This is a genomic window from Streptomyces alfalfae, assembly GCF_004127445.1.
Lineage (GTDB): Bacteria > Actinomycetota > Actinomycetes > Streptomycetales > Streptomycetaceae > Streptomyces > Streptomyces alfalfae.
The window spans coordinates 258,756-284,679 of record NZ_QEXM01000041.1 but is presented as its reverse complement, the minus strand read 5'-3'; the positions used below and the strand labels follow the sequence as shown (position 1 = coordinate 284,679).

Below are 25,924 nucleotides of genomic sequence, written 5' to 3'. Positions count from 1 at the left end.
GATCTCCCCACCAGCGCAAAGGCGTTCTAGTCTCTTCGGTACCGCCGAGTCGCGCAGTGCGGGGACGGGCACCGCACATGCACCGGAGCACCAGCGGTACTTGAGCGCCGTTCCCGGACGGGAGCGCCGCCGGGCAAGGAGGGCCGCATGACCGTACGGCGAGTAATGGGCATCGAGACGGAGTACGGCATCTCCGTCCCCGGCCACCCCAACGCCAATGCCATGCTCACCTCATCCCAGATCGTCAACGCCTACGCCGCGGCGATGCACCGGGCGCGACGCGCCCGCTGGGACTTCGAGGAGGAGAACCCGCTGCGGGACGCGCGAGGCTTCGACCTCGCCCGCGAGGCCGCCGACTCCAGCCAGCTGACCGACGAGGACATCGGCCTCGCCAACGTCATCCTCACCAACGGGGCGCGTCTCTACGTGGACCACGCGCACCCCGAGTACAGCTCACCGGAGATCACCAATCCCAGGGACGCGGTCCTCTGGGACAAGGCCGGCGAACGCATCATGGCCGAGGCGGCCGACCGCGCGGCCCAGCTCCCCGGCGCCCAGCCGATCCACCTCTACAAGAACAACACCGACAACAAGGGCGCCTCCTACGGCACGCACGAGAACTACCTGATGAAGCGGGAGACCCCCTTCTCGGACATCGTGCGGCACCTGACGCCCTTCTTCGTCTCCCGCCAGGTCGTCACCGGCGCCGGACGCGTCGGCATCGGCCAGGACGGCCACGAGCACGGCTTCCAGCTGAGCCAGCGGGCCGACTACTTCGAGGTCGAGGTGGGCCTGGAGACGACCCTGAAGCGGCCCATCATCAACACGCGCGACGAGCCGCACTCGGACGCCGAGAAGTACCGCAGGCTGCACGTCATCATCGGCGACGCCAACCTCTCGGAGATCTCCACCTATCTCAAGCTCGGCACCACCTCCCTGGTGCTCGCCATGATCGAGGACGGCTTCATCGCGGTGGACCTCGCGGTCGACCAGCCGGTGCGCACCCTGCACCAGGTCTCGCACGACCCGTCGCTCAAGCATCTGGTCACGCTCCGCAGCGGCCGGTCACTCACCGCCGTGCAGCTCCAGATGGAGTACTACGAACTGGCCCGCAAGTACGTGGAGGAGCGGTACGGCTCCGACGCGGACGAGCAGACCAAGGACGTGCTCACCCGCTGGGAGGACGTGCTCGGCCGCCTGGAGAGCGATCCGATGAGCCTCTCCGGCGAGCTGGACTGGGTCGCCAAGCGGGAGCTCATGGAGGGCTACCGCCGCCGTGACGACCTCGACTGGGACGCCGCGCGCCTGCACCTGGTGGACCTCCAGTACGCCGACGTACGGGCCGAGAAGGGCCTGTACAACCGTCTGGTGGCGCGCGGCAAGATGAAGCGGCTCCTTGACGAGGCGGACGTGGAGCGAGCGGGCGCCAAGCCGCCCGAGGACACGCGGGCGTACTTCCGCGGCCGGTGCCTGGAGCAGTACGCGGACGACGTGGCCGCCGCCTCCTGGGACTCCGTCATCTTCGACCTGCCCGGCCGTGACTCCCTGCAACGGGTGCCGACCCTGGAGCCCCTGCGCGGGACCAGGAACCACGTCAAGGAGCTCCTGGACCGCTGCCGCTCGGCGGAGGAACTGGTTCGCGTGCTCTCGGGCGGCTAAAGGTCATCGGGGCGGGAATCACAGAGGTGGGTCCCGTGCGTTGCACCAAGTGCGGGGCCGATGTCGGACCCGGCTTGTAGGGTCTGATCAAGAACGTCTAACCGAGCGAGCGGGGTGAGGTAGATGGCGACCAAGGACACCGGCGGCGGACAGCAGAAGGCGACGCGTTCCACCGAGGAGACCGAGGAGCAGGCGCCCGAGGCGCAGGGCTCCGAGGACCTCAAGGAGCGCCAGGAGAAGCTGAGCGACGACGTGGACTCCGTTCTGGACGAGATCGACGACGTGCTTGAGGAGAATGCCGAGGACTTCGTGCGGTCCTTCGTTCAGAAGGGCGGACAGTAGACCCTCTAGGCCTTGGAATCCAAGGTCGCAGTGGATCGGGTGGTTGAGGGGCGGACGCGGAGCGCCGCTGGCGGAGGGCGCTCCGCGTGGCCTGTCCCCATGCCTCCCGCAATCCATGTGGATCACCGCCACGAGGCGGGTAGGGTCCGTGGCGTACTGTGCTTCAACTGCAATTCGGCCATCGGCAAGTTGGGAGACGATCCCGACACAGTTCGTCGGGCTGCCGCCTATTTGGAGGGATCCACGTGGAAGCCAACACTCGTCACACCGGGCGTCTGCCAGCTGCCTTCCTGACGCCTGGTTCGTCGTCCTTCATGGACTTCCTGACCGAGCACCAGCCCGAGATCCTGCCGGGGAACCGCCAACTGCCGCCCCTGCAGGGCGCGGTCGAGGCGCCGCACGGCACGACCATCGTGGCCGTGACGTTCCCCGGCGGCGTGGTCCTCGCCGGTGACCGGCGGGCGACGATGGGCAACATGATCGCGCAGCGCGACATCGAGAAGGTCTTCCCCGCCGACGAGTACTCGGCGGTGGGCGTCGCCGGCACGGCGGGCCTGGCCGTGGAGATGGTGAAGCTCTTCCAGCTGGAGCTGGAGCACTTCGAGAAGGTGGAGGGGGCCACGCTCTCCCTGGAGGGCAAGGCGAACCGCCTCTCCACGATGATCCGGGGCAATCTCGGCATGGCCATGCAGGGCCTGGCCGTGGTGCCGGTCTTCGCGGGCTATGACGTGGACCGCGAGAAGGGCCGCATCTTCTCGTACGACGTCACGGGCGGCCGCTCGGAGGAGCACGTCGGGTACGCGGCGACCGGGTCCGGTTCGGTCTTCGCCCGCGGCGCCATGAAGAAGCTGTACCACGACGGTCTGACCGAGGACGAGGCCACGACCCTGGTGGTCCAGGCGCTGTACGACGCGGCCGACGACGACTCGGCGACCGGCGGCCCCGACGTGGGGCGGCGGATCTATCCCATCGTCACCGTGATCACCGACGACGGTTTCCGCAGGCTCACGGACGACGAGTCCGCGGCGATCGCGCGTTCGATCCTGGAGAGGCGGATGGAACAGCCCGACGGCCCGCGTGCCGCGCTGCTCTGACCGTCCCGAATTCGCCGCCAGTATTTTTTGACAGAAAGGGACGGATCCGGTGTCGACGCCGTTCTATGTATCACCACAGCAGCAGATGGCCGACCGCGCGGAATACGCCCGCAAGGGCATCGCGCGCGGCCGCAGTCTGGTCGTTCTGCAATACGCCGACGGCATCGTGTTCGTCGGCGAGAACCCGTCCCGCGCGCTGCACAAGTTCAGCGAGATCTACGACCGCATCGGGTTCGCGGCCGCCGGCAAGTACAACGAGTACGAGAACCTCCGCATCGGCGGCGTCCGCTACGCCGATCTCCGTGGTTACACCTACGACCGCGACGACGTGACGGCCCGCGGTCTGGCGAACGTGTACGCGCAGACGCTGGGCACGATCTTCTCCAGCGCCGCCGAGAAGCCCTATGAGGTGGAGCTCGTCGTCGCCGAGGTGGGCGTCACCCGCGAGGGCGACCAGATCTACCGCCTGCCGCACGACGGCTCCATCGTGGACGAGCACGGTTCGCTGGCCGTCGGCGGCAACGCCGAGCAGATCAGCACCTATCTGGACCAGCACCACAGCGACAGCATGACGCTGGCCGAGGCGCTCAAGCTCGCGGTGCGCGCGCTGTCGCGGGACACCAACGGCAGCGAGCGGGAGATCCCCGCCGAGCGCCTCGAGGTGGCGGTGCTCGACAGGACGCGTCCGCAGAAGCGGAAGTTCAAGCGGATCGTGGGGCGCCAGCTGTCCCGTCTGCTCGACGAGGGCGGTTCGACGGACGCCCCGTCCGACACCGAGCCCGAGGCCGACGCCGAGTAGCCCGCACGCATGTGCGCCCCGTACCCCCGGCGATCCGGGGGTACGGGGCGCACATGCGTGCGGGGCCGGTCAGCGTGCGGGGCCGGTCGAGCCCCGTACGACGAGTTCGACGGCCAGCGGCGTGGAGTCGGGGGCGCGGCCCTCGACGACGGCCATGAGGGACTCCATGCCGCGCTCCCCGAAGTGCTCGGCGGGCAGCCGGACGGTGGTGAGCTCCGGTTCCACGGCGGTCGCGAGGGTGAGGTCGTCGAAGCCGGTCACGGAGAGGTCCTCGGGGACGCACAGACCGAGCCGCCGCGCCGCCTTGCAGACGCCCGCGGCGAGGAAGTCGTCGTCGCAGATGACCGCGGTGGGCCGGGGCCCAGGAGCGGCCAGGGCGGCCTCAGCGGCCGTGCGGGCGGCCTCGACGGTCAGGGGGGCGGCCGCGCGGCGTACGGCCGCCCCGGTGCCGCTGAGGGCCGCGGCGAGGGCGTTCGCCCGGACGTCGAAGGTCCAGGAGTCGATGTCGGCGGCGAGGTGCAGGAAGTCGCGGTGGCCGAGGGCCAGCAGATGCTCGGTCACGCGGCGCATGCCGTCGGCGAGATCGAGGTTGACGGTGGCGGCGCCGAGGCTGCGGGCCGGGTCGCTGTCGAGCATCACCAGGGGCAGGTCGTCGCCGCGGATGGCGGCGAGCGCGTGGGAGGCCATGGAGGACGCGAGCACGCCGTCCAGTGAGGCCCGCGCGGAGTCGAAGGGGTCGCGGGCGGGCCCGGCGCCGTCGGGAGAGAGGTAGAGGACGACGCCGAAGCCGTGCCGGGCGGCGACACGGGCGGCCCCGGTGTGGACATGGGCGAAGAACTCGTTGGTGAGGGCGGGGACCACCAGGAGCGCGGTCCTCGTCCTGCCCAGGCGCAGGTTGCGGGCGGCGAGGTTGGGCCGGTAGCCGAGCTCCCGCGCCGTGGTCCTGACGCGCTCGGCGGTCGGCTCGGCGACCCGGCCGCGCCACTTGTCTCCGAGCACCAGGGAGACGGTCGCCTGCGAGACACCGGCCGCGCGCGCGACGTCGCGGCTGGTGGGCCGCGGGCCCCCGGTCTCCTGCTGTGGCCCGGCCACTGCTACCTCCCAGATCGTGTCCGAGGGCGGGAACTGGTGGACCCGCGGACTGCGCTCATGGTACGTATGACACTCGACGTTATACGTAAAACCCCGGTCGGGACGGCGCGGGGGAAGGGCGGGCTTGCATGGCTGCGGGATACGCGGAGATCCTCCGGACGCGCTACGCGACACGGCTGCTCGCCGGCACATTGGTGGGCCGGCTGCCCAACGCCACGGCGCCGATCGCGATCGTGCTGTTCGTCCGCGCGGAGGGCGGCAGCTACAGCCTGGCCGGGGCGCTCGCCGCGGTGTACGGCGTGGCCAACGCCGTGGGGCAGCCGCTGCTCGGCCGCCTCGTCGACCTGTACGGCCAGCCGCGCGTGCAGCTCCCAGCGGCCCTGCTCTCCGCCCTCGGGATGACGTTCTTCGCCTTCACCGGGCCCGACCGGATCGCCCTGGCCCACGCCGCCGTGGCCGCCGCGGGGCTGTTCACACCGCCTCTGGAGGGCGGCCTGCGGGCCCTGTGGCCGAGCGTCCTCGGCAAGGAGGGCCAGGTCCACACCGCGTACGCCATGGACGCCATCGCCCAGGAAGTGATGTTCACCGTCGGCCCGTTGCTCGTGACCGGCTGCGTCGCCCTCTGGTCGGAGCAGGCCGCGCTGCTCGTCATGAACGCCGTCGGCGTCCTGGGCGCCCTCTCCGTGGTGGTGTCCCGGCCCTCACGCGCGTGGCGCTCGGAGCCCCGCGAGGTGCACTGGCTCGGCGCTCTCCGCTCACCGGGGCTCCGCGCCCTCCTCGGCGCGTTCCTCTTCGTCGGCACGGCGCTCGGCGCCATCACCGTCGCCGGCGTGTCGTACGCGGACGAGCACGGCGGCGACGCGGTCTACGGCTGGATGATGGCGGCGCTCGGCCTCGGCGCGCTGATCGGCGGCTCGGTCTACGGCGCACGGCAGTGGCACGGCGTCCCCGAACGGCGGCTCGGCGTCCTGGTGGGGCTCCTCGCGGTCTGCTACGTGCCGTTGACGCTGACCCCCGGCGCGGTCGCCATGACGGCGCTCGCCGCGCTGGCGGGGGTCTTCCTCGCGCCGGCGCTCGCCTGCGCGTTCATCATCGTGGACCGGCACGCGCCGCGCGGCACGGTCACGGAGGCGTTCTCCTGGCTCGTCACGACGTTCACGGTCGGCGCCTCGCTCGGCACGGCGGCCGCGGGGCCGGTCGTCCAGTGGGGCGGGACGGTATGGGGATTCGCGGTGCCGCCACTCGCGGGCGGCGCGGCACTCCTGGTTTTGCTGGCCACCGCGCGGGTACTGGTGAAGCCCGGTGAAACGGGGGTCGTTGCGGGTTCATCGGAAAATGATCGAAACGGTGCCGTCGAACCCGGTTTCAGTGCCGGGCATCAGGCGTAATGTTCAGTCATGGACCGCCGCATTTTCGGGCTGGAGAACGAGTACGGCGTCACGTGCACGTTCAGGGGACAGCGCCGGCTGTCGCCTGACGAGGTGGCGCGCTACCTCTTCCGCCGTGTTGTGTCATGGGGCCGCAGCAGCAACGTCTTTCTGCGGAACGGCGCCCGCCTCTATCTTGACGTGGGGTCACATCCGGAATACGCCACACCCGAATGTGACAACGTGACCGAGCTGGTCACCCACGACAAAGCCGGCGAGCGCATTCTGGAAGGCCTGCTCGTCGACGCAGAACGTCGCCTTCACGAGGAGGGAATCGCGGGCGACGTCTATCTCTTCAAGAACAACACCGACTCGGCGGGAAACTCCTACGGCTGCCACGAGAACTACCTGGTGGCCCGGCACGGAGAGTTCTCGCGGCTCGCGGACATCCTCATCCCGTTCCTCGTCACCCGCCAGCTGCTGTGCGGTGCGGGGAAGGTGCTGCAGACTCCGCGCGGCGCCGTGTACTGCGTGAGCCAGCGCGCCGAGCACATCTGGGAGGGGGTCTCCTCCGCGACGACCCGCTCCCGTCCGATCATCAACACCCGCGACGAGCCGCACGCGGACGCCGAGCGCTACCGCAGGCTGCACGTCATCGTCGGTGACTCCAACATGTCCGAGACGACCATGCTCCTCAAGGTCGGCGCCACCGACCTGGTGCTGCGCATGATCGAGGCGGGCACCGTCATGCGCGACCTCACCCTGGAGAACCCGATCCGGGCCATCCGCGAGGTCAGCCACGACATCACGGGCCGCCGCAAGGTGCGCCTGGCCAGCGGCCGCGAGGCCTCCGCCCTGGAGGTGCAGCGCGAGTACTACGAGAAGGCGGTGGACTTCGTCGACCGCCGCGGCATCCGCACCGGCACCGTCGAGCAGGTGCTCGAACTGTGGGGGCGGACGCTGGACGCGATCGAGAGCGAGGACCTCGACCGCATCGGCACCGAGATCGACTGGGTCATGAAGTACAAGCTCATCGAGCGGTACCGCGCCAAGAACAACATGACCATGTCGCATCCGCGGGTCGCGCAGATAGACCTCGCCTACCACGACATCCACCGCCGCCGGGGGCTCTACTACCTCCTGGAGAAGAAGGGCCAAGCCGCCCGCATCTGCAACGACTTGAAGATCTTCGAGGGCAAGTCGGTGCCCCCGCAGACCACCCGGGCGCGGCTGCGCGGCGACTTCATCCGGCGCGCCCAGGAGCAGCGCCGCGACTTCACGGTCGACTGGGTGCACCTCAAGCTCAACGACCAGGCACAGCGCACGGTGTTGTGCAAGGACCCCTTCCGGTCGGTCGACGACCGGGTCGAGAAGCTCATCGCCGGTATGTGACCGCGGCCCGCCGACCGGGGTGTGTGTGGCCCCGGTGAAACCGGTGGAGCCGTGGGAACGCAACGCGGGCGCCGTACGTTCCTCGTACGGCGCCCTTCTCACGCCGTAGAGTTGCGCGCACGCCAACCCACAAGATCGACCGATACGAGGCCCCCACCGTGCGCCGACGCTCCCTCCTCCTTGCCGTTCCGGCCGGCCTGCTCACGCTCGCAGGCTGTGGTGACGACAAGCCTGACAAGGCCAAGTCCAAGACCAGCGACGCCCCGACGAACTCGCCGTCGGAAGCGCCGAAGGCCAAGATCGTTGACGGGCCGGTGCCCGAGATCACCAAGGGTGACAAGTTCGGCCAGAAGCCGACCGTCGCCAAGGGCTCCGGCAAGCCGTCCCCCGACCTCGCGGTCAAGACCGTGATCGAGGGCAAGGGCAAGGAGGTCGCCAAGGGCGACTACCTCCAGGCGCACTACCTCGGCCAGATCTGGGCGACGGCCAAGGTCTTCGACGACTCCTACAAGCGGGGCAACCCCACCGTCTTCCCGATCGGCGTCGGCCGGGTCATCCCGGGCTGGGACCAGGGCCTCGTCGGCAAGAAGCTGGACAGCCGCGTCGAGCTCGCCATCCCGCCGGAGCTCGGCTACGGCAAGCAGGGCAACAAGGAAGCGGGCATCAAGGGCTCGGACACCCTCGTGTTCGTCGTCGACCTCGTGGACACCTTCAACGCCAAGAGCTCGGCGAAGGGCAAGGAGGTCGCCCAGTCCAACAAGGACCTGCCCAAGGTCGGCACGGACACCGGCGGCAAGGCGCCCTCGATCGACATCCCGAAGACCGACGCGCCCGAGAAGCTCGTCGCGTCGTACATCCTCGAGGGCGACGGCGACGTGATCAAGGAGACCGACAGCCTCCTGTGCCAGTACAAGGGCGTGCTGTGGGAGGGCGGCAAGGAGTTCGACTCCTCGTACCAGCGGAAGGAACTCGCGCAGTTCCAGCTCGCGCAGGTCGTCAAGGGCTGGGCGCAGGGTCTGACCGGCAAGAAGGTCGGCAGCCGCGTCCTCATCGTCATCCCCCCGAAGCTGGGCTACGGCGACCAGCCGCCGCAGGGCAGCCCCATCAAGAAGGACTCCACCCTCGTCTTCACCGTGGACATCCTCGCGAAGTCGTGAGGCCCGGGGGATGTAAGACTGTCCGCGCTGACTTTCCGTACCAAGCAGGAGCATTTTCGTGAGCATTGACAAGCCCGAGGTCGACTTCCCGGGCGGCGAGCCGCCGGCCGAGCTCAAGATCAGGGACATCTGGGAGGGCGAAGGACCGGTCGCCAAGGCCGGCGACTTCGTCAAGGTCCACTACGTGGGTGTGGCCTTCAGCACGGGCGAGGAGTTCGACGCGAGCTGGAACCGCGGCAACCCGCTGGAGTTCCAGCTCGGCGCCGGCCAGGTCATCTCCGGCTGGGACCAGGGCGTCCAGGGCATGAAGGTCGGCGGCCGTCGCGAGCTGATCATCCCCGCCCACCTGGCCTACGGCGACCGCGGCGCCGGTGGCGGCCGCATCGCCCCCGGCGAGACGCTGATCTTCGTCTGCGACCTCGTCTCGGTCTGAGGTCCGCTCGACCGGGTCGCGGGCCTTCGGCCCCGTGACCTGACCCGACGCGACCCGTCCGCCGAGGGCCCATGCCTCACCGGGCATGGGCCCTCGGCTTTTGCCGCGACACCCCGGGGCGGTACGGTCATCGGTCGGAAGCATTGTGTGCTCGCAAGCGTTGCCTGTTCGAGAACCATGTGTGTGAGGCCGAGAAAGGGCGTCCATGGCCATTGCCAAGGCCGAGCGGCTGATGAATCTGGCGTTGTGCCTGCTCGGGACGCGTCGGCCGCTGAGCAAGCGCGAGCTGCGCGAGTCCATCGAGGCGTACCTCGAAGCGGGCTCGGACGACTCCTTCAACCGGATGTTCGAGCGTGACAAGGACGATCTGCGCGAGCTCGGCCTGGTCATCGAGACCGTGGAGAACCTCGACGGCGACGTCGGCTACCTCGCACGGCGCGACAGCAACCGTCTGCCGCCCATCACCCTCGACGCCGAGGAGGCCGCCGCGCTCGGCCTCGCCGCCAAGGTCTGGCAGCAGGCCCGCCTCGCCGGAGCCGCCAGCGGCGCCCTGCAGAAGCTGCGCGCCGCCGGACTGCCCGAGGAAATGGACCCGTACGGCGCGCACAGCGCCCTGGAGCCCCGCATCCCCGCGCACGAGGCGTCCTTCGAACCGCTGATGCTGGCCTGCCGCGACCGCAGGCCCGTCGTCTTCGACTACCGCAAGGCCACCGCCGCGCGCCCCGAGCAGCGGCACGTCGAGCCGTGGGCGCTCGAATGCTGGCGGGGGCACTGGTACCTCGCGGGCTGGGACCGCGACCGGGGCGCCGAGCGCGTCTTCCGGCTCTCGCGGATCACCGGCAAGGTCCGCGCCCGCGCGGGCAAGTACACCGCCGACGTCCCCGACGTGGTCACGGTGCGGGAGACCGTGGCGAGCTGGGCGGGGGAGTCCGCCGACCGCACGGCCCGCATCAGGCTCCGTGCGGGCGCCGGCTACCCGCTGCGGGCCAAGGCGGGCTCGGTGCGGGAACTGGGCGACGGGTGGGACGAGTTGGAGATTCCGTACGGGCACGGGCTCGATGCCTGGCTGGTGGAGTTCGGTCCCGACGTGGTCGTCCTCGAACCGGCCGAGCTGCGGGCCGACGTCGTGGACCGGCTGCGCGCCGTGGCCAAGGGCTGAGGGGACAGAAAGATCATGGCCTCGAACGCCATCGACCAGACGCGACGCATGCTCTCGCTCGTCACCTATCTGCGCGAGCGGCCGGGCGCGCACGTGGAGGACGTCGCCCGCGCCTTCGGCATCACCCCCGACGAGCTGATCTCCGACCTCGACGTGCTGCCCCTGTGCGGGACCAGCTTCCGCGGCGGCGACCTGCTCGACATCGACACCGACGGCGACCGCATCTGGTGGCACAACCCGGACGACGTCGCCGCCCCCCTGCGGCTCGCCGCCGACGAGGCGACCGCGCTGCTCGTGGCCGCCCGCGCCGTGGCCACCCTGCCGGGCCTGCGCGAGAGCGACCGCCTCGCGCTGCTGCGCGCCACCGCCAAGCTGGAGACCGCGGCCGGCGAGACGGCGGGCGCCAGCGCCCGGCTCTCGGTCACCTTCGAGTCCGAGGGAGGCGTCTTCGCCGACGTCGACCGCGCCATCTCCGAGCGGCGCAGACTCTGGATCCGGTACTATTCACCGGCCCGCGACGAGCTGACCGAGCGCGAGATCGACCCGATCCGCCTGGTCAGCGTCGGCCACACGTACGTGGAGGCGTGGTGCCGCCGCTCCGAGGCGCGCCGCACCTTCCGCCTCGACCGCGTCGCCGAGATCAAGATCCTCGACGAGCCGTCCGCGCCGCCCGAGGTCGAGCTGCGCGACCTCTCCGAAGCGCTCGTCCAGCCCGCCGCCGAGGACCCCGAGGTCGTCGTCGAGGTCGGCCCCGGCGGCCGCTGGGTCGCCGAGTACTACCCGCACGACAGCGCCGACGAGCTGGCCGACGGCGGCCTGCGCATCACCCTGCGCACCCCCGACCCCGCCTCCCTGCGCCGCCTCGCGCTGCGGCTGGGCGGCGACGGGCGCATCGTCTCCCCCCGCCCGCTCGCGGACAGCGCCCGGCAGGCGGCGCGAGAGGCACTCGCGGCCTACGACGGCACGTATGCCGAAGGACCCGCCGAGCCGCCGTCCGGCGCCTACGATGAGCAGCCGTACGCGCAGGCACATGAACGGCAGGAGCAAGGGCGTTGAGCACACCGACCATGGCCGGGCTGCCCGGAGTGCCGGCCCAGGCCGGGCCCGCCTCGGTCCTCTTCACGGCCGCCTGCCCCGACTGCCGCGCGCGCTTCGAGCTGGCCGCGGGCGCGCTGCGCCTGGTGATCGGCGCCAGCGACCGGACCACCTTCTACTCCTTCACCTGTCCCGAGTGCGAGGTGTCCGTCCGCAAGCCCGCGGGCGAGCGCATCGTCGAACTGCTCACCGGTGGCGGGGTGCGGACCCTGCGTCTGCACTCCACCGTCTAGGCTCGGCACATGTTCTGGGCGATGCTCGCGATCGCGGCGGGCTTCTTGGGCCTCGCCGTCCTCGGCGTACTGGCCGTCAAGGTGTTCGTGGAGGCGCGGCGTCTCGCGCTCCAGGTGAACCGGACCACACAGCAGATCAACCGGGCGGCCGAGGACCTGGAGAAGGCCGCGGCGGCAGTGGCCCGTGCGGGGCACGGGACTCCGTAGCCTCCGCGGCCTGTCACCCGCGGGACGTGGGCGGGTACGCTGCGACGGCGGCCCGGGATCGAGGCGGGGGGCCGTACCCGGAGTATGCGCGGGGATTGCCGAGCGTTTACCCCGGGGGGTTACGATCGCTGCCAGCGCGGAGATCGGATGTATGTCCGGTCCGCAAGCACCAGACTCCTGTCGCCTCGGTGAAGAAGGTATTAGCTATGGGTAGGCTCGGCCCCACCGAGATCGTCCTCATCCTCGTCATTGTCGTCCTGCTGTTCGGCGCGAAGAAGCTGCCCGACATGGCGCGCTCCCTGGGCAAGTCGGCCCGCATCCTCAAGAGCGAGGCCAAGGCGATGAAGTCCGAGAGCAAGACCGACGACGCCGCTCCGGCCGACCCGCCGAGCGACCCCGCCGTCCAGAAGCGCACGATCCAGGCTGCCCCCGGCGACGTGACCAGTTCCCGCCCGGTCACCGAGCCGACCGACCGTACGACGCAGCGCTGATCCAAGGCCGGCGACGGCCGGCCTGCCGCACGAGATGAGGACGTGGGTTGCTCAAGTCTGCCCGCAAGAAGGAGAAGGACCCCGAGGGGCGGATGCCCCTCGGGGAGCATCTGCGTGAGCTCCGCAACCGGCTCGCCAAAGGGCTCCTCGCGATCACGGTCGTGTCGATCGTGGCCGCTTTCTACAGCCAGGAGCTGATGGAGTTCCTCGCCGACCCGGTGCCGCGCTGCGAACCGGGCATGGACCCGACCGGCGGCCACTGCGCGAAGGTGACCTTCAACGACCTGCTGTCACCGTTCACCACCACGGTGAAGGTCAGCCTCATGGTCGGCATCATCGTCTCCAGCCCGGTCTGGCTGTACCAGCTGTGGGCGTTCGTCGCGCCCGGTCTGCACAAGCAGGAGCGGAAGTACACCTACTGGTTCGTGGGCGCCGCCGTGCCGCTCTTCTTCGGGGGCGCCTGGCTGGCGTACACGATCATGCCCGTCAGCATGCGGGTCCTGATCAGCATCACGCCCGATCAGGCAGAGAACCTCCTCGCCATGGACAAGATCCTCGACTTCACCGTCAGGATGGTCCTCGTCTTCGGCGCCTCCTTCGAGCTGCCGCTGCTCCTGGTGATGCTCAACATGACCGGCATGGTGACCGGGCGCCGCATGCTCACCTGGTGGCGCGGCGTGGTCATGGGCGTCTTCGTCTTCGGCGCGGTGGCGACCCCGACCACCGACCCCGTCGGCATGATCGCCCTCGCGGGACCGATCGTCGTCCTGTACTTCCTCGCCGTCGGCATCTCCTTCCTGAACGACCGGCGCAGGCGCCGCAACAACCCCGACGCCGGGCTCGACGACGACGAGGCGTCCGACCTCGACCTCACGCCCGAGGCCGTCGGAGACGTCGAGGCCGTCTCCGCGCCCAGGGCGCTGCCCGAGCAGGCGGGCACCGGCCGGGCCGACCACCGGGTCAACGGTTTCGATGACGTGACCTGATGTGACCTTGCAGGGTCCCGCCGTGACAAGCGAGATCACCCTCTTCGTCAACACCACCGCGGGCCGCGGCCGGGGCGCCCAAGCGGCGCAGCCGGCCGCTTCCGCGTTGCGGGCCCGCGGTTTCTCCGTGCGCACCGTCATCGGTGAGGACGCCCCCGACGCGCTGCGGCGGGCCCGCGAGGCCGTCGCAGCGGGCACCGGGGCGCTGATAGCCGTCGGCGGCGACGGCACGGCCGGCGTGGCGCTCCAGGCGGTGGCGGGGACGCGGACCCCGCTCGGCGTGGTCGCCGTGGGGACGGGCAACGACTTCGCGCGCGCCCTCGGGCTGCCCGTGCGCGACCCGGCCGCCGCGGGGGAGGCCGTGGCCGAGGCGCTCAAGGGGGCGCACGTCAGGGACGTCGACCTGGGGCGCGTCGGCGGCACCTGGTTCGGGACGGTCCTCGCCTCCGGTTTCGACTCCCGGGTCAACGACCGGGGCAACCGGATGCGGTGGCCCGCGGGGCGCCTGAAGTACGACCTCGCGATCCTCGCCGAGCTGGCCGCCTTCCGACCCGTCCCGTACCGGATCACGCTGGACGGCGGTGACGTCCACGAGGTCGAGGCCATGCTGGTCGCGGTCGGCAACGGCACCTCGTACGGCGGTGGCATGCGGATCTGCGCGGACGCCGACATGACCGACGGGCTCCTCGACGTGACCGTGGTGGGGGACTGCGGCCGCGCGACGCTGCTCAGGGTGTTCCCGCGGGTCTACACGGGCACGCACCTCGACCATCCGAAGGTCACCGTGCACCGGCCGGCCCGGGTGGAGCCGGCCGCGCCGGGGATCACCGGGTACGCGGACGGGAAGCCGCTGGGAGCCCTGCCGCTGACCGCCGAGTGCGTGCCGGGGGCGGTGCGGGTCCTGGCCCCCTGAGACCTGGGGGAACGCTTTCCCGGCGTCCCTCGCCTCCCGATAATGATCGTCCGTTGTCAGTGGTGCCCGGTAGTCTCGAAAGCACGATGACAGAGGACCTCTCACCGGCCGAGCGGTACGCGGCGGCGCGCAAGCGCGCTGTCGAGCAGGCCACCGCACTCGCGTCCTTCCGCGAGATGTACGAATTCGGCCTCGACCCCTTCCAGATCGAGGCCTGCCGGGCCCTTGAGGCGGGCAAGGGCGTGCTCGTCGCCGCCCCCACGGGCTCGGGCAAGACGATCGTCGGCGAGTTCGCCGTGCACCTGGCCCTCGGCCAGGGCAAGAAGTGTTTCTACACCACGCCCATCAAGGCGCTCTCCAACCAGAAGTACGCCGACCTCGCCAAGAGGTACGGCGCGGACAAGGTCGGCCTCCTCACCGGCGACAACAGCGTCAACTCCGACGCGCCGGTGGTCGTCATGACCACCGAGGTCCTGCGGAACATGCTGTATTCGGGCTCGCAGGCGCTGGTCAACCTCGGCTATGTGGTCATGGACGAGGTGCACTACCTCTCGGACCGCTTCCGCGGGGCCGTCTGGGAGGAAGTGATCATCCACCTCCAGGAGTCGGTCACGCTGGTCTCCCTGTCGGCCACCGTGTCGAACGCCGAGGAGTTCGGTGACTGGCTCGACACCGTGCGCGGCGACACCGAGGTGATCGTCTCCGAGCACCGGCCCGTGCCGCTCTTCCAGCACGTGCTCGCCGGACGCCGGATGTACGACCTCTTCGAGGAGGGCGAGGGCCGCAAGAAGGCGGTCAACCCCGACCTGACGCGGATGGCGCGCCTGGAAGCCTCCCGCTCGTACAACCCGCGTGACCGCCGCAAGGGCAAGATGATCCGCGAGGCCGACCGCGAGCGCGAGCGCAGACAGCGCTCCCGGGTCTGGACGCCGGGCCGCCCCGAGGTCATCGAGCGGCTCGACTCCGAGGGCCTGCTGCCCGCGATCACGTTCATCTTCAGCCGCGCGGCCTGCGAGGCGGCGGTCCAGCAGTGCCTGTACGCGGGCCTTCGGCTGAACGACGACGCGGCCCGGGCGCAGGTCCGCGAGATCGTCGAGGAGCGCACGGCCTCGATCCCGCACGAGGACCTGCACGTCCTCGGGTACTACGAATGGCTGGAGGGCCTGGAGCGCGGCATCGCGGCGCACCACGCGGGCATGCTGCCCACCTTCAAGGAGGTCGTGGAGGAGCTGTTCGTGCGCGGCCTGGTCAAGGCCGTCTTCGCCACCGAGACCCTCGCGCTCGGCATCAACATGCCCGCGCGCAGCGTGGTCCTCGAAAAGCTCGTGAAGTGGAACGGCGAACAGCACGCCGACATCACCCCCGGCGAGTACACGCAGCTGACCGGCCGGGCCGGGCGGCGCGGCATCGACGTCGAGGGCCACGCGGTGGTGCTCTGGCAGCGCGCCATGAACCCCGAGCACCTGGCCGGCCTCGCGGGCACGCGCACGTATCCGCTGCGGTCCAGCTTCAAGCCGTCGTACAACATGGCGGTGAACCTCGTGGAGCAGTTCGGGCGGCACCGCTCGCGCGAGCTGCTCGAAACGTCCTTCGCGCAGTTCCAGGCGGACAAGTCCGTCGTCGGGATCTCCCGCCAGGTCCAGAAGAACGAGGAGGGCCTTGAGGGCTACAAGGCCTCCATGACCTGCCACCTCGGCGACTTCGACGAGTACGCGCGGCTGCGCCGCGAGCTCAAGGACCGGGAGAACGAGCTGGCCAAGCAGGGCGCCGTCCAGCGCAGGGCCGCGGCCGCCGCCTCCCTGGAGAAGCTGAAGCCGGGGGACGTGATCCACGTCCCCACGGGGAAGTACGCGGGGCTCGCGCTCGTCCTCGACCCGGGGCTGCCCGCCGGGCGTGCCAACGGCCACCGCGGCTTCGACCACGTTGACGGCCCGCGTCCGCTGGTGCTCACCGCCGAGCGGCAGGTCAAGCGGCTCGCCGCGATGGACTTCCCGGTGCCGGTCGAGGCGCTGGAGCGGATGCGCATCCCGAAGTCGTTCAACGCCCGCTCGCCGCAGTCCCGCCGCGACCTGGCGTCCGCGCTGCGCACCAAGGCCGGGCACATCGTCCCCGACCGGCACCGCAGGGGCCGCGCGGCGGCCGCCGACGACCAGGAGATCGCACGGCTGCGCACGGCGCTGCGATCGCACCCCTGCCACGGCTGCGACGAGCGCGAGGACCACGCGCGCTGGGCCGAGCGGTATCACCGGCTCAAGCGCGACACCTCGCAGCTGGAGCGCCGCATCGAGGGGCGGACGAACACCATCGCCCGCACCTTCGACCGCATCGTCGCCCTGCTCGGCGAGCTGGACTATCTGCGGGGCGACGAGGTCACGGAGCACGGCAAGCGGCTCGCCCGGCTCTACGGCGAGCTCGACCTCCTGGCGAGCGAGTGCCTGCGCGCCGGGGTGTGGGAGGGGCTCGGCCCGGCCGAACTGGCGGCGTGCGTCTCGGCGTTGGTGTACGAGGCGCGGGTCGGCGACGACGCGATCGCGCCCAAGGTGCCGTCCGGCGCGGCGAAGGCGGCCCTCGGCGAGATGGTGCGGATCTGGGGCCGGCTCGACGCCCTGGAGGAGGAGTTCAGGATCAGCCAGACCGAGGGCGTCGGCCAGCGCGAGCCGGACCTGGGCTTCGCCTGGGCCGTGTTCATGTGGGCGAACGGCAAGGGTCTGGACGAGGTGCTGCGCGAGGCGGAGATGCCGGCCGGTGACTTCGTGCGCTGGTGCAAGCAGGTCATCGACGTCCTCGGCCAGATCGCCGCGGCGGCCCCGCGCGAGGGCAGCACCGTGGGGAAGAACGCCCGCAAGGCGGTGGACCAGGTGCTGCGCGGAGTCGTCGCGTACAGCTCCGTCGGCTAGCCGCCGCCGCTTGTCGCCCGCCGGGCCGCCCCCATCAGGGGCACCCGGCGGGCATCGCTGTTTCCGGGGGCCGGTGGGGCGCGGAGCCCCCGTGCGTTACCGCACGTGTTCGAACGACCGCGAGCCGTGTAAATGGGGCGAGTGTATGCCTCTGTCGCAGTCGTCGCAGAGGGTTGCCGAATATCACTCCGCGCTGTTTTCGGCGGACTAAGCTCGCCCGGAGCGCGGCGAGTTCACATGAGTTGTGGCGTATTCGCGCGCTTGTTCCCGAAAGATTCGATAGTTCGCTTGACTCCCCTTGCTCCACCCGCGTGCTTCCCGCACGCCCCCCTTCCCCAAGACGAGTGTTCAGAGGGCATACATGGTGAGTGTTCAATCGCCTCCCGGTGGCCGAGAAATCCCTTACGTCCGTGCTCTGCTGCTGCCCGCGACCCTGATGGCCGCGGCGACCGGAGCGGCCGTCGCCACCGTGACGGAACCGGCCCGGCCCGCCGTCATCTGGTGCGGCGCCTTCGCGACCCTCCTGGTCGTCCTGGTCGGCGCGGAAGTCGTGCGGCGCGGCCGCACCATCAAGGGGCAGCGCGCGCAGTTCGCCCAGCGGCTCGCCCACCTGGAGCGGCGCATCGCGTCCCACGACGACGAGACCGTACGTCTGGGCCGGGACATCCTGCCCGAGGCGCACTGGCGGCTGCAGCAGGGCGAGCCACCCGCCGAAGTGATCCGCAACGTCGTCGACAACGACGAGGCGTACCGCGAACTTCCCCGCCCGCAGCGGCTGTTGCTCCGCGACGTCCTGGAAATCCTGGACCACGAGGAGGCGATGCGCGAGTCGGCGCAGCGCGCCTTCGTGAACATCGCACGCCGCGTCCAGTCGATCGTCCACCAGCAGGCGGCGGAACTCCGTGAGATGGAGGAGTTCCACGGCCGCAACCCCGAGGTCTTCGACGACCTGCTCCGCATCGACCACGGCACCGCCCTGATCGGCCGCCTCGCCGACTCCATCTCGGTGCTCGGCGGCGCCAGGCCCGGCCGCCAGTGGCCCAAGCCCGTACCGCTGTACAGCGTGCTGCGCGGCGCGATGTCCCGCATCCTCGACTACCCCCGCGTCGAACTGCACTCGATCGCCAAGGTCGCGATCCACGGCACGTCCGTCGAGCCGCTGATCCACGCCTGCGCCGAGCTGCTCGACAATGCGACGCGCTACTCGCCGCCCCAGACCAAGGTGCACGTCACCGCCGTCGAGGTGCAGAGCGGCATCGCCGTGGAGATCGAGGACGGCGGCGTCAGCCTCAGCGAGGAGGCCCGCGAGCGTGCCGAGCGCATGCTCGCCCAGGCGCAGGCCGGCATCGACCTCAACGACCTGGGCGAGAGCCCGCGCCTCGGCATGGCCGTCGTCGGCCGCCTCTCGCAGATGTACAACATGCAGATCTCCCTGCGGCAGTCCGCCTACGGCGGCGTCCGCGCGGTGCTCATCGTGCCGCGCGAGATGATCACCACGGGCCCGGCGCCCGGACTCGCCCACGGCATCGGAGCCTCCGCGGTGCCCCGCGTGGACGACGGCGGCAACCTCATCGAGGAGCCCGAGCGCAACATCCGCCGCAAGAAGCCCCGCGTCGTCACCGCGGGCCCGCCGCTGCGCGCACCGCTCACCGCGGCCATGGAGGACGAGGTCCCCGAGGTCACCGAGTGGACGCCGGGCGGCCTGCCGCAGCGCCGCAGCCGCGTCACGATGTCGCTCAGCGAGCGCTACGCGATGGAGGCCGAGGCCCAGCGCGCCGCAGAGGCCCATGCCGCCGCGACCGCGCCGCCGCCGGTGCCCGCGCAGAAGAAGCACGAGACCGAACCCGGCCTGTGGATCGAGGCGTTCATGAAGGGCGTCAAGGGCGACCCCGCCGCTCCGGGCCAGACACCGCCGCAGGGCGCCGATCCGGCCCAGGGGACCACCCCCGCGCAGGAATCCCACCGGAACAACCACGGCATCGCCGACGAGGGGGGCTGGCAGTGATCCAGCAGCGCGCCAATTTCGACTGGATGCTGAAGGAACTCGCCGACGGCGTCCCGCAGACCCGGCAGATCGTCGTCCTCTCCGCGGACGGCCTGCGCATCGCCCGCTACGGCGGCGACCCCGACGCGGCCGACCGCATCGCCGCGGCCTGCGCCGGACTGCAGAGCCTGGCCGCCGCCGTGGCCACCGAGATCCCGCGCAGCGACGGCGGCATGAAGATGGTCATCATCGAGATCGACGGCGGCTACTTCTACATGATGGCGGCGGGCGCCGGCGCATATCTCGCCGTGCTCGCGGACGAGACCGTCGACGCGGGCCTCATCGGCAACCGCATGCGCGACCTCGTCGTGCGGATCGGGGCCCATCTGACGAGCCCGCCACGCCGTGACGGGCAGGCCGTATGACTCCTCCGCAACAACCTCCGCACGGAGCTTCCCCCGGGGAGGAGCCGGGAGGAGAAGCACCCCCCCAACGTGAACGCCGCGACCCGGACAACCCCGAACGGCTCTACGTCCTGACCGGTGAGGACTCCGAGCGGGCCCCCCTCGACCTCGTCACGCTCATCGTGGCGCGGGGCGAGGCGGCCCCGACGGCACAGCCCGAACACTCCGCGGTGCTCCGGCTGTGCAGGACCCCGATCTCCGTGGCCGAGCTGTCGGCCTATCTGGCGCTGCCGTTCAGCGTCGTGACCGTCGTGGTGACGGAGCTGCTCGGGTCCGACCTCGTCCAGGCGCGCGCCCCCATCGTGCGATCCGCGCTGCCCGACCGATCCCTTCTCGAAGCGGTGATGCATGGACTTCAAAAGCTCTGACACGATCACCGGCCCGCGCAGCGAGGACGTCCTTCCGCACACGGCCGCGGCCGCGGTCAAGGTCGTCGTCGTCGGCGGGTTCGGGGTCGGCAAGACCACGATGGTCGGCTCGGTCAGCGAGATCCGCCCGCTGACCACCGAGGAGACGATGACCCAGGCGGGCATCGGCGTCGACGACGACTACGGCTCGGAGAGCAAGACGGCGACCACCGTGGCCATGGACTTCGGCCGGATCAGCATCTCCGAGGAACTGGTCCTCTACCTCTTCGGCACGCCGGGCCAGGAGCGCTTCTGGTTCCTGTGGAACGGGCTCTTCGAAGGCGCGCTCGGCGCGGTCGTCCTCATCGACACCCGCCGCCTGGAGGTCAGCTTCGACGTGATCGGCCGCCTGGAGGAGCGCGGCGTGCCGTTCGTCGTCGCCGTCAACGAGTTCCCCGACGCGCCCGACCACGGCATCGAGACCCTGCGCAGGGCCCTCGACCTGGAACCCGCGGTGCCGATCATGCCGTGCGACGCGCGCCGCAGGGAGTCCAGCAGGGACGTCCTGATGACCCTGATGCGCTATCTGCACTCCCTGACGGCCACCCGTGTCTGACCACTCCCGCGACCGCGACCTGCCCCCGTTATCCCGGAACCCCTCGATGCGAAACCCGGAGCGACGACCGTGACGACTCCCCAACCCCCCTGGCCGGGCACCGACGACCCCCTGGCGCCCCCGCCCGGCTGCCCCGCCCACGGCCTCGGCCCCGGCGGCGTGCGCCGCCTCCACGGCCCCGAGGCGGAGGCCGACCTGGCAGGACTGTACGAGAAGCTGCGGGCCGAGCACGGCCCGGTGGCGCCCGTCCTGCTCCACAACGACGTCCCCATCTGGGTGGTCCTCGGGCACAGCGAGAACCTCCACATGGTCCGCACGCCCTCGCAGTACACCCGCGACTCGCGCATCTGGCGCGCCGTCCGCGACGGCAGCGCGGGCCCCGACCACCCGCTCGCGCCCGTCTTCACCTGGCAGCCCATGTGCAGCTTCGCCGAGGGCGCCGAGCACCAGCGGATGCGCGGCGCGGTCACCGGCGCCATGGCGAACATCGACCACCGCGGCATCAGGCGCTACATCAACCGCTACACGAACCTGCTGCTCAACGACATCTGCCAGGACGGCCAGGCGGACCTGGTCAGCCGGTTCGCCGAGCATCTGCCCATGATGGTGATGTGCCACGTCCTCGGCATGCCCGAGGAGTACAACGAGCGGATGGTGCAGTCGGCCCGCGACATGATCAAGGGCACCGAGACGGCCATCGCCAGCAACGCCTACGTCATGGAGGTCCTGATGGGCCTCGTGGCGCGGCGGCGCGCCCAGCTGGAGGAGGACTTCACCAGCAGCCTCATCGCGCACCCGGCGGAGCTCACCGACGACGAGGTCGCCGCCCATCTGCGCCTGGTCCTCATCGCCTCCTACGAGGCCACCGCCAACCTCCTCGCCAACGTCCTGCGGATGGTCCTCACCGACCCCCGCTTCCGCGCCCAGCTCAGCGGCGGGCAGATGACGGTCCCCGAGGCGGTCGAGCAGTCCCTGTGGGACGAGCCGCCCTTCAGCGCCATGGTCGGCTACTTCGCCAAGCAGGACACCCAGCTGGGCGGGCAGCGGATCAGGGCGGGCGACGGGCTGATCCTCGGCATCGCGCCGGGCAACGTCGACCCGGTCGTACGCCCCGACCTCGCCGCCAACATGCGGGGCAATCGCTCGCACCTCGCGTTCAGCGGCGGGCCGCACGAGTGCCCCGGCCAGGACATCGGCCGCGCCATCGCCGACATCGGCGTCGACGCGCTCCTGCTGCGGCTGCCGGACGTCGAACTCTCCATCGACGAGAGCCAGTTGCGGTGGAGGTCGACGATCCTCTCGCGGCACCTGGTGGAGCTGCCGGTGCACTTCGCGCCCAGGCCGCCGCAGGACGTCATGGCCCGGCCGGCCCCGAACGCCCCGAGGCCGCGCGGCGACTGGCACGTCTCCTCGCCGCCGGTCCGGCCGCCCGCCGCCCCGGTCCCGCCGCGGGAGCCGGCCGACCGCGCGCCGGCCCCCGTGGCCGGGTCGGCCGCGCCGGCCGCGCCCAAGGGGTCCTGGCAGCGGTTCGTCACCTGGTGGCGGGGCTAGCCCAGTCGTCGTACGCCGACCAGGCGCCCAGCGTCCGCCCGCTCACGAAGCGGTGTGCGACGCCCGTGACCGGGTCGGTGAACGCGAGGACGCGCGCCAGGAGCTGGAGTGGCCGCCGGAAGTCGTCCGGCGCGGCCGGGGCGGCGACCTCCGGGTAGAGGGGGTCGCCGAGGATCGGCAGGCCCAGCGCGTTCATATGGACGCGGAGCTGGTGGGTGCGGCCGGTGTGCGGGGTGAGCCGGTAGCGGCCGAGGGCGCCGCGGCGCTCGACGAGTTCGACATGGCTCTCGCTGTTCGGCTCGGCGCCCGCCACCTCGTACGCGGCGATGACCCCGCGCTCCTTCACGATGTGGCTGCGTACGGTGCGGGGGAGCGGCACGTCGGGGGAGTACGGGGCCACGGCCTCGTACTCCTTGTGCACGCGCCGGCCGCTGAACAGGGTCTGGTAGGCGCCGCGCTCCTTGGAACGCACGGTGCACAGGAGCAGTCCGGCGGTCAGCCGGTCGAGGCGGTGCGCGACGCCGAGCGCCGGGATGCCGAGCTGCTCGCGCAGGCGGGCGAGGGCGGTCTGCGTGACGTGGCCGCCGCGGGGCATGGTGGCGAGGAAGTGCGGCTTGTCCACGACCACGATGTGCTCGTCCCGGTGGACGACGTCGATCGCGAACGGCACGGGCGCCTCGGCGGGCAGGTCGCGGTGGAACCACACGTAGGCGCCCGGCGCGTAGGGGGTGGCACGGGTGACGGCCGTCCCGTCGGCGCCGACGATCCTTCCCTCCCGCACCATCGCGTCGATGACGCCGGGTCCCGCCGCGAGGCGTTCGACCAGGTGGTCGCGGACGGTCGGCCACGGCCCGTCCTGCGGCAGCCTGACCCGGACGGGGTCGACGCCGGCGCGCTGGGGCAGCGGGGCGGGCGGGATGCGGGGCTTGCGTCTCATCAGGGGGCCAGCGTAAGCCCGGCCGGAGTGCCTTCCGGCGGTCGTGGCCCCGGGAAGGAAATTCACTGCCCTCCGCCCGCCGCCGCTGCCACGATGGGGCCATGCCCTCCAAGATCCCCGACGTGGTCGCCCCCGGCACCCTCGCCCACCGGGAGCAGCCGGTGCTCCCCGCCCCCGGCGGGCTCGTCATCCGCCCCTGGCGGCCCACGGACGCACTCTCGGTGTACGAGGCGTTCCAGGACCCCGCGTTGCAGCGCTGGCACGCGCGCGTGGCCGACTCCGAGAGCGAGGCGCGCGGCTGGATCGAGGAGTGGCGCGCGGCCTGGGCGGGGGAGCGCGACGCGTACTGGGCGATAGCCGACGCGGGGACGGACGCCCTGGTGGGCAGGATCGCCCTGCGGCTCATCGTCCTCGCCGACGGACAGGCGGAGGTCGCGTACTGGACGGTGCCGGCGGCCCGGGGGCGCGGGGTCGCCACGAGCGCCGTGGAGACCCTGTCCCGCTGGGCCTTCGACGAGGTGGGCCTGCACCGCCTGGAGCTGACCCACGCGACGGCCAACGAGGCGTCCTGCCGGGTGGCGACGAAGTCCGGCTTCCCGGCGGAGGGCACGAAGCGGAGCGCGGTGCTGCACGAGGACGGCTGGCACGACATGCACCTGCACGCCCGGATCGCGGGGCCGGGCGTAGAGGGCTGAGGGGCGGCGGGGCCGTGCCGTGTGCGTACCCGGGGGCCATGCCCGTACCCGGGGGCCGCCGTGGGCGCCCCGCACGGGTGCCTCGTACGCCGGGAGGCGGTCACCCCGGAGTGGGATGACCGCCTCCCTCCGCCGACGTCCGCGGCGTTACGCCGTCTGCTCCTGCTCCGCCTCCACCTGGGCGTTCCACTCCCGCTTCGACGCCTGCCAGCCGTCCTCGTTGTGGCCGAGGCGCCAGTAGCCGGAGATCGAGAGATTGTCGCGGGGGATCTCGCGCTCCACGCGGAGGTGGCGGCGGAGCTCCTTCACGAAGCCCGCCTCGCCGTGGACGAAGGCCTGCGGGGCGCCTTCGGGGAACTCCAGGGCGCGCACCGCCTCGACCAGGGCCCGGCCGACCGGGCGGCCCGCGCGGTGGAGCCAGACCACCGGGACGTCCGTCTCGATCTTCTGCTCCTCCTCGGGGCCCTCGACCTCCACGAAGACATGCGCGGTCGCGCCGGCGGGCAGCGCCTCTGCCGCGGCGGCGATCGCGGGCAGGGCGCTCTCGTCGCCGGCGAGCAGATGCCAGGCCGCGTCGGCCTCGGGGGCGTAGGCGCCACCGGGGCCGAGGAAGCGGATCGTGTCACCGGGCCTGGCGTCGCGCGCCCACGGCCCCGCTAGGCCCTCGTCGCCGTGGACCACGAAGTCGACCGTCAGCTCACCGGCCTCGGCGTCCCAGCGGCGCACCGTGTACGTGCGGGTCACCGGCCACTGCTCGCGCGGGAACTCCTCCCTGACGCGCTGCATGTCGAACGGCTCGGGATAGGTGACGCCCTCGGCGTCGAAGAGCAGTTTCACGTAGTGATCGGTGCAGTCCCCCGCCGTGAACTCGGCGAGGCCGTCACCGCCGAGGACGACGCGCTGCATGTGCGGGGTCAGCCGCTCGGAGCGCACGACGCGTCCGACGTGAGCCTTCGGTGCTTTGCGTGCCGGACGTTCTGCCATGGCGACGGCCTCCCCTTCAACAGCTACTTAGGTTTACCTAAGCTAACACTCTCGGCTGTGCAGCGTGCTGACCAGGCGCTGGAGCGAGCCACCCAGGTTCCACTGCTCCGCCAGCGCGTCGAGCGAGGCGGGGTCGCGCGGTTCGCGGGGGAGCGCCACGTCGACCTCGGGCAGCGGCACGTCGTCAGCGACCCGGACGACCTTCGGCGCGACCGCCACGTACGCCCGTGACTCGTCGAGCCGCTTGCGCTGCGACGGCGTCAGCTTCGACGTCGGGTCGTCGACCGCGGCCATGATCCCGGCCAGGTCGCCGAAGGCGTCCAGGAGCTTCGCCGCCGTCTTCTCGCCGATGCCGGGCACGCCGGGCAGGCCGTCGCTCGGGTCGCCGCGGAGCAGGGCGAGGTCGACATAGCCGGAGCCGTCCACGCCGTACTTCCCGCGCAGCCACGCCTCGTCCGTGAGCTGGAGGGCGCCGACGCCCTTGAGGGGGTAGAGCACGCGGACGCCCCGCTCGTCGTCCACCAGCTGGTAGAGGTCGCGGTCGCCGGTGACGATGTCGACCGGGCCCGTCGCACGGGCGGTGAAGGTGCCGATCACGTCGTCCGCCTCGTACGACGCCACGCCCACGCGCGCGATGCCGAGCGCGTCGAGGACGTCCTCGATCACCGGCACCTGGGGCGCGAGCGTGTCGGGGACCTCCTCGGCGTCCGGCCCCCGCTCCGTCTCCTCGGCGACGCGGTGCGCCTTGTACGAGGGGATGAGCCGGACCCGCCAGTCCGGGCGCCAGTCCGCGTCCATGCACGCGACCAGGTCGTCCGGGCGGTGGTCCTGGATGAGGCGGGCGATGAAGTCGAGGAGCCCGCGCACCGCGTTGACCGGGGTGCCGTCCGGGGCCTTCACGGATTCCGGCACGCCGAAGTACGCCCGGAAGTACAGGGAGGCCGTGTCGAGCAGCATGAGGCGCCGTGTTCGCTGAGTCACGTTGCGCATCATGCCGCACGGCGCCGACAGCCGCCCGGACGGCGGAGGC

26 protein-coding genes and 1 pseudogene are annotated in these 25,924 nt (G+C 71.3%); 23 read left to right on the top strand and 4 right to left on the bottom strand.

Features of this window, described 5'->3' with window-relative positions; all coding sequences use genetic code 11:
* Positions 1-147 precede the first annotated feature (147 nt).
* The 5 genes and pseudogenes from dop (at position 148) to prcA (ending at position 3,894) form a co-directional block, all read left to right on the top strand.
* Positions 148-1,659 (top strand): depupylase/deamidase Dop, encoded by a 1,512-nt coding sequence (dop, locus tag DCW30_RS20820; RefSeq protein WP_338400583.1) that lies wholly within the window; start codon positions 148-150, stop codon positions 1,657-1,659.
* 123 nt (positions 1,660-1,782) lie between these two features.
* Positions 1,783-2,001, top strand: coding sequence for a ubiquitin-like protein Pup (locus tag DCW30_RS20815; protein WP_062780032.1), 219 nt, complete (start codon positions 1,783-1,785; stop codon positions 1,999-2,001).
* 105 nt (positions 2,002-2,106) lie between these two features.
* A pseudogene (locus tag DCW30_RS20810) lies at positions 2,107-2,295 on the top strand (endonuclease domain-containing protein); the annotation flags it as partial.
* Positions 2,247-3,095 (top strand): proteasome subunit beta, encoded by an 849-nt coding sequence (gene prcB, locus DCW30_RS20805; protein WP_062780034.1) that lies wholly within the window; start codon positions 2,247-2,249, stop codon positions 3,093-3,095. The pseudogene DCW30_RS20810 and the gene prcB, both read left to right, overlap by 49 nt.
* A gap of 49 nt (positions 3,096-3,144) precedes the next feature.
* A complete protein-coding gene (prcA, locus tag DCW30_RS20800) occupies positions 3,145-3,894 on the top strand; it encodes a proteasome subunit alpha (RefSeq protein WP_076687030.1) in 750 nt (249 codons plus the stop codon).
* A gap of 69 nt (positions 3,895-3,963) precedes the next feature.
* Here the strand turns inward: prcA and DCW30_RS20795 are convergent, their stop codons facing one another.
* Positions 3,964-4,986 (bottom strand): LacI family DNA-binding transcriptional regulator, encoded by a 1,023-nt coding sequence (locus tag DCW30_RS20795; protein WP_076687031.1) that lies wholly within the window; start codon positions 4,984-4,986, stop codon positions 3,964-3,966.
* 128 nt (positions 4,987-5,114) lie between these two features.
* Between DCW30_RS20795 and DCW30_RS20790 the strand changes: the two genes are divergently transcribed.
* The 17 genes from DCW30_RS20790 (at position 5,115) to DCW30_RS20710 (ending at position 22,278) form a co-directional block, all read left to right on the top strand.
* Complete coding sequence (locus tag DCW30_RS20790; RefSeq protein WP_076687032.1) at positions 5,115-6,374, top strand: MFS transporter; 1,260 nt, start codon at positions 5,115-5,117, stop codon at positions 6,372-6,374.
* 9 nt (positions 6,375-6,383) lie between these two features.
* Positions 6,384-7,745, top strand: a complete 1,362-nt coding sequence (pafA, locus tag DCW30_RS20785; RefSeq protein ID WP_055567245.1) for a Pup--protein ligase — start codon at positions 6,384-6,386, stop codon at positions 7,743-7,745.
* A 158-nt stretch (positions 7,746-7,903) separates the two neighbouring features.
* Complete coding sequence (locus tag DCW30_RS20780) at positions 7,904-8,902, top strand: FKBP-type peptidyl-prolyl cis-trans isomerase (RefSeq protein WP_076687033.1); 999 nt, start codon at positions 7,904-7,906, stop codon at positions 8,900-8,902.
* Positions 8,903-8,960: 58 nt separating this feature from the next.
* Positions 8,961-9,335: an FKBP-type peptidyl-prolyl cis-trans isomerase gene (locus DCW30_RS20775; protein ID WP_062780044.1), complete on the top strand. Its 375-nt coding sequence runs from the start codon at positions 8,961-8,963 to the stop codon at positions 9,333-9,335.
* A gap of 205 nt (positions 9,336-9,540) precedes the next feature.
* Positions 9,541-10,494, top strand: a complete 954-nt coding sequence (locus DCW30_RS20770) for a helix-turn-helix transcriptional regulator (RefSeq protein WP_062780046.1) — start codon at positions 9,541-9,543, stop codon at positions 10,492-10,494.
* A gap of 15 nt (positions 10,495-10,509) precedes the next feature.
* Positions 10,510-11,550 (top strand): helix-turn-helix transcriptional regulator, encoded by a 1,041-nt coding sequence (locus DCW30_RS20765; protein WP_076687034.1) that lies wholly within the window; start codon positions 10,510-10,512, stop codon positions 11,548-11,550.
* Positions 11,551-11,561: 11 nt separating this feature from the next.
* A complete protein-coding gene (locus tag DCW30_RS20760) occupies positions 11,562-11,822 on the top strand; it encodes a hypothetical protein (protein ID WP_076687035.1) in 261 nt (86 codons plus the stop codon).
* 9 nt (positions 11,823-11,831) lie between these two features.
* Positions 11,832-12,029 carry a hypothetical protein gene (locus DCW30_RS20755; protein ID WP_062780052.1) on the top strand — a complete coding sequence of 66 codons (198 nt, stop codon included), beginning with the start codon at positions 11,832-11,834 and terminating at the stop codon, positions 12,027-12,029.
* 206 nt (positions 12,030-12,235) lie between these two features.
* Positions 12,236-12,520, top strand: a complete 285-nt coding sequence (gene tatA, locus DCW30_RS20750) for a Sec-independent protein translocase subunit TatA (RefSeq protein ID WP_062780053.1) — start codon at positions 12,236-12,238, stop codon at positions 12,518-12,520.
* Between the two features lie 92 nt (positions 12,521-12,612).
* The gene (gene tatC, locus DCW30_RS20745) at positions 12,613-13,506 is read left to right on the top strand and encodes a twin-arginine translocase subunit TatC (protein ID WP_062780081.1); all 894 of its coding nucleotides are present in this window, start codon (positions 12,613-12,615) and stop codon (positions 13,504-13,506) included.
* 22 nt (positions 13,507-13,528) lie between these two features.
* Entirely contained in the window at positions 13,529-14,419 is an 891-nt protein-coding gene (locus DCW30_RS20740; RefSeq protein WP_076689510.1) for a diacylglycerol kinase, read from the top strand.
* 86 nt (positions 14,420-14,505) lie between these two features.
* On the top strand, positions 14,506-17,316 hold the full coding sequence (locus DCW30_RS20735) for a DEAD/DEAH box helicase (protein ID WP_076687036.1): 2,811 nt from the start codon (positions 14,506-14,508) through the stop codon (positions 17,314-17,316).
* 361 nt (positions 17,317-17,677) lie between these two features.
* A complete protein-coding gene (locus DCW30_RS20730; RefSeq protein WP_076687037.1) occupies positions 17,678-19,321 on the top strand; it encodes a sensor histidine kinase in 1,644 nt (547 codons plus the stop codon).
* Complete coding sequence (locus tag DCW30_RS20725) at positions 19,318-19,725, top strand: roadblock/LC7 domain-containing protein (protein ID WP_062780056.1); 408 nt, start codon at positions 19,318-19,320, stop codon at positions 19,723-19,725. The genes DCW30_RS20730 and DCW30_RS20725 overlap by 4 nt, the downstream gene beginning before the upstream one ends.
* On the top strand, positions 19,722-20,132 hold the full coding sequence (locus DCW30_RS20720; protein WP_076687038.1) for a DUF742 domain-containing protein: 411 nt from the start codon (positions 19,722-19,724) through the stop codon (positions 20,130-20,132). The genes DCW30_RS20725 and DCW30_RS20720 overlap by 4 nt, the downstream gene beginning before the upstream one ends.
* Positions 20,113-20,727 carry a GTP-binding protein gene (locus DCW30_RS20715; RefSeq protein WP_076687039.1) on the top strand — a complete coding sequence of 205 codons (615 nt, stop codon included), beginning with the start codon at positions 20,113-20,115 and terminating at the stop codon, positions 20,725-20,727. Before DCW30_RS20720 ends, DCW30_RS20715 begins: the two co-directional genes overlap by 20 nt.
* Positions 20,728-20,796: 69 nt before the next feature.
* A complete protein-coding gene (locus DCW30_RS20710; protein ID WP_076687040.1) occupies positions 20,797-22,278 on the top strand; it encodes a cytochrome P450 in 1,482 nt (493 codons plus the stop codon).
* Here the strand turns inward: DCW30_RS20710 and DCW30_RS20705 are convergent.
* The gene (locus tag DCW30_RS20705; RefSeq protein WP_076687041.1) at positions 22,259-23,215 is read right to left on the bottom strand and encodes an RluA family pseudouridine synthase; all 957 of its coding nucleotides are present in this window, start codon (positions 23,213-23,215) and stop codon (positions 22,259-22,261) included. The two genes, DCW30_RS20710 and DCW30_RS20705, sit on opposite strands and share 20 nt — an antisense overlap.
* A gap of 101 nt (positions 23,216-23,316) precedes the next feature.
* Here DCW30_RS20705 and DCW30_RS20700 point away from each other — a divergent pair, with 101 nt between their 5' ends.
* Positions 23,317-23,910 carry a GNAT family N-acetyltransferase gene (locus DCW30_RS20700; RefSeq protein WP_076687042.1) on the top strand — a complete coding sequence of 198 codons (594 nt, stop codon included), beginning with the start codon at positions 23,317-23,319 and terminating at the stop codon, positions 23,908-23,910.
* Positions 23,911-24,057: 147 nt separating this feature from the next.
* On the opposite strand, the gene DCW30_RS20695 is transcribed toward DCW30_RS20700, so the two are convergent.
* Both DCW30_RS20695 and DCW30_RS20690 read right to left on the bottom strand, forming a co-directional pair.
* A complete protein-coding gene (locus DCW30_RS20695; RefSeq protein ID WP_076687043.1) occupies positions 24,058-24,894 on the bottom strand; it encodes a siderophore-interacting protein in 837 nt (278 codons plus the stop codon).
* Between the two features lie 42 nt (positions 24,895-24,936).
* Entirely contained in the window at positions 24,937-25,884 is a 948-nt protein-coding gene (locus DCW30_RS20690; RefSeq protein WP_241743539.1) for a 5'-3' exonuclease, read from the bottom strand.
* Positions 25,885-25,924: the final 40 nt, after the last annotated feature.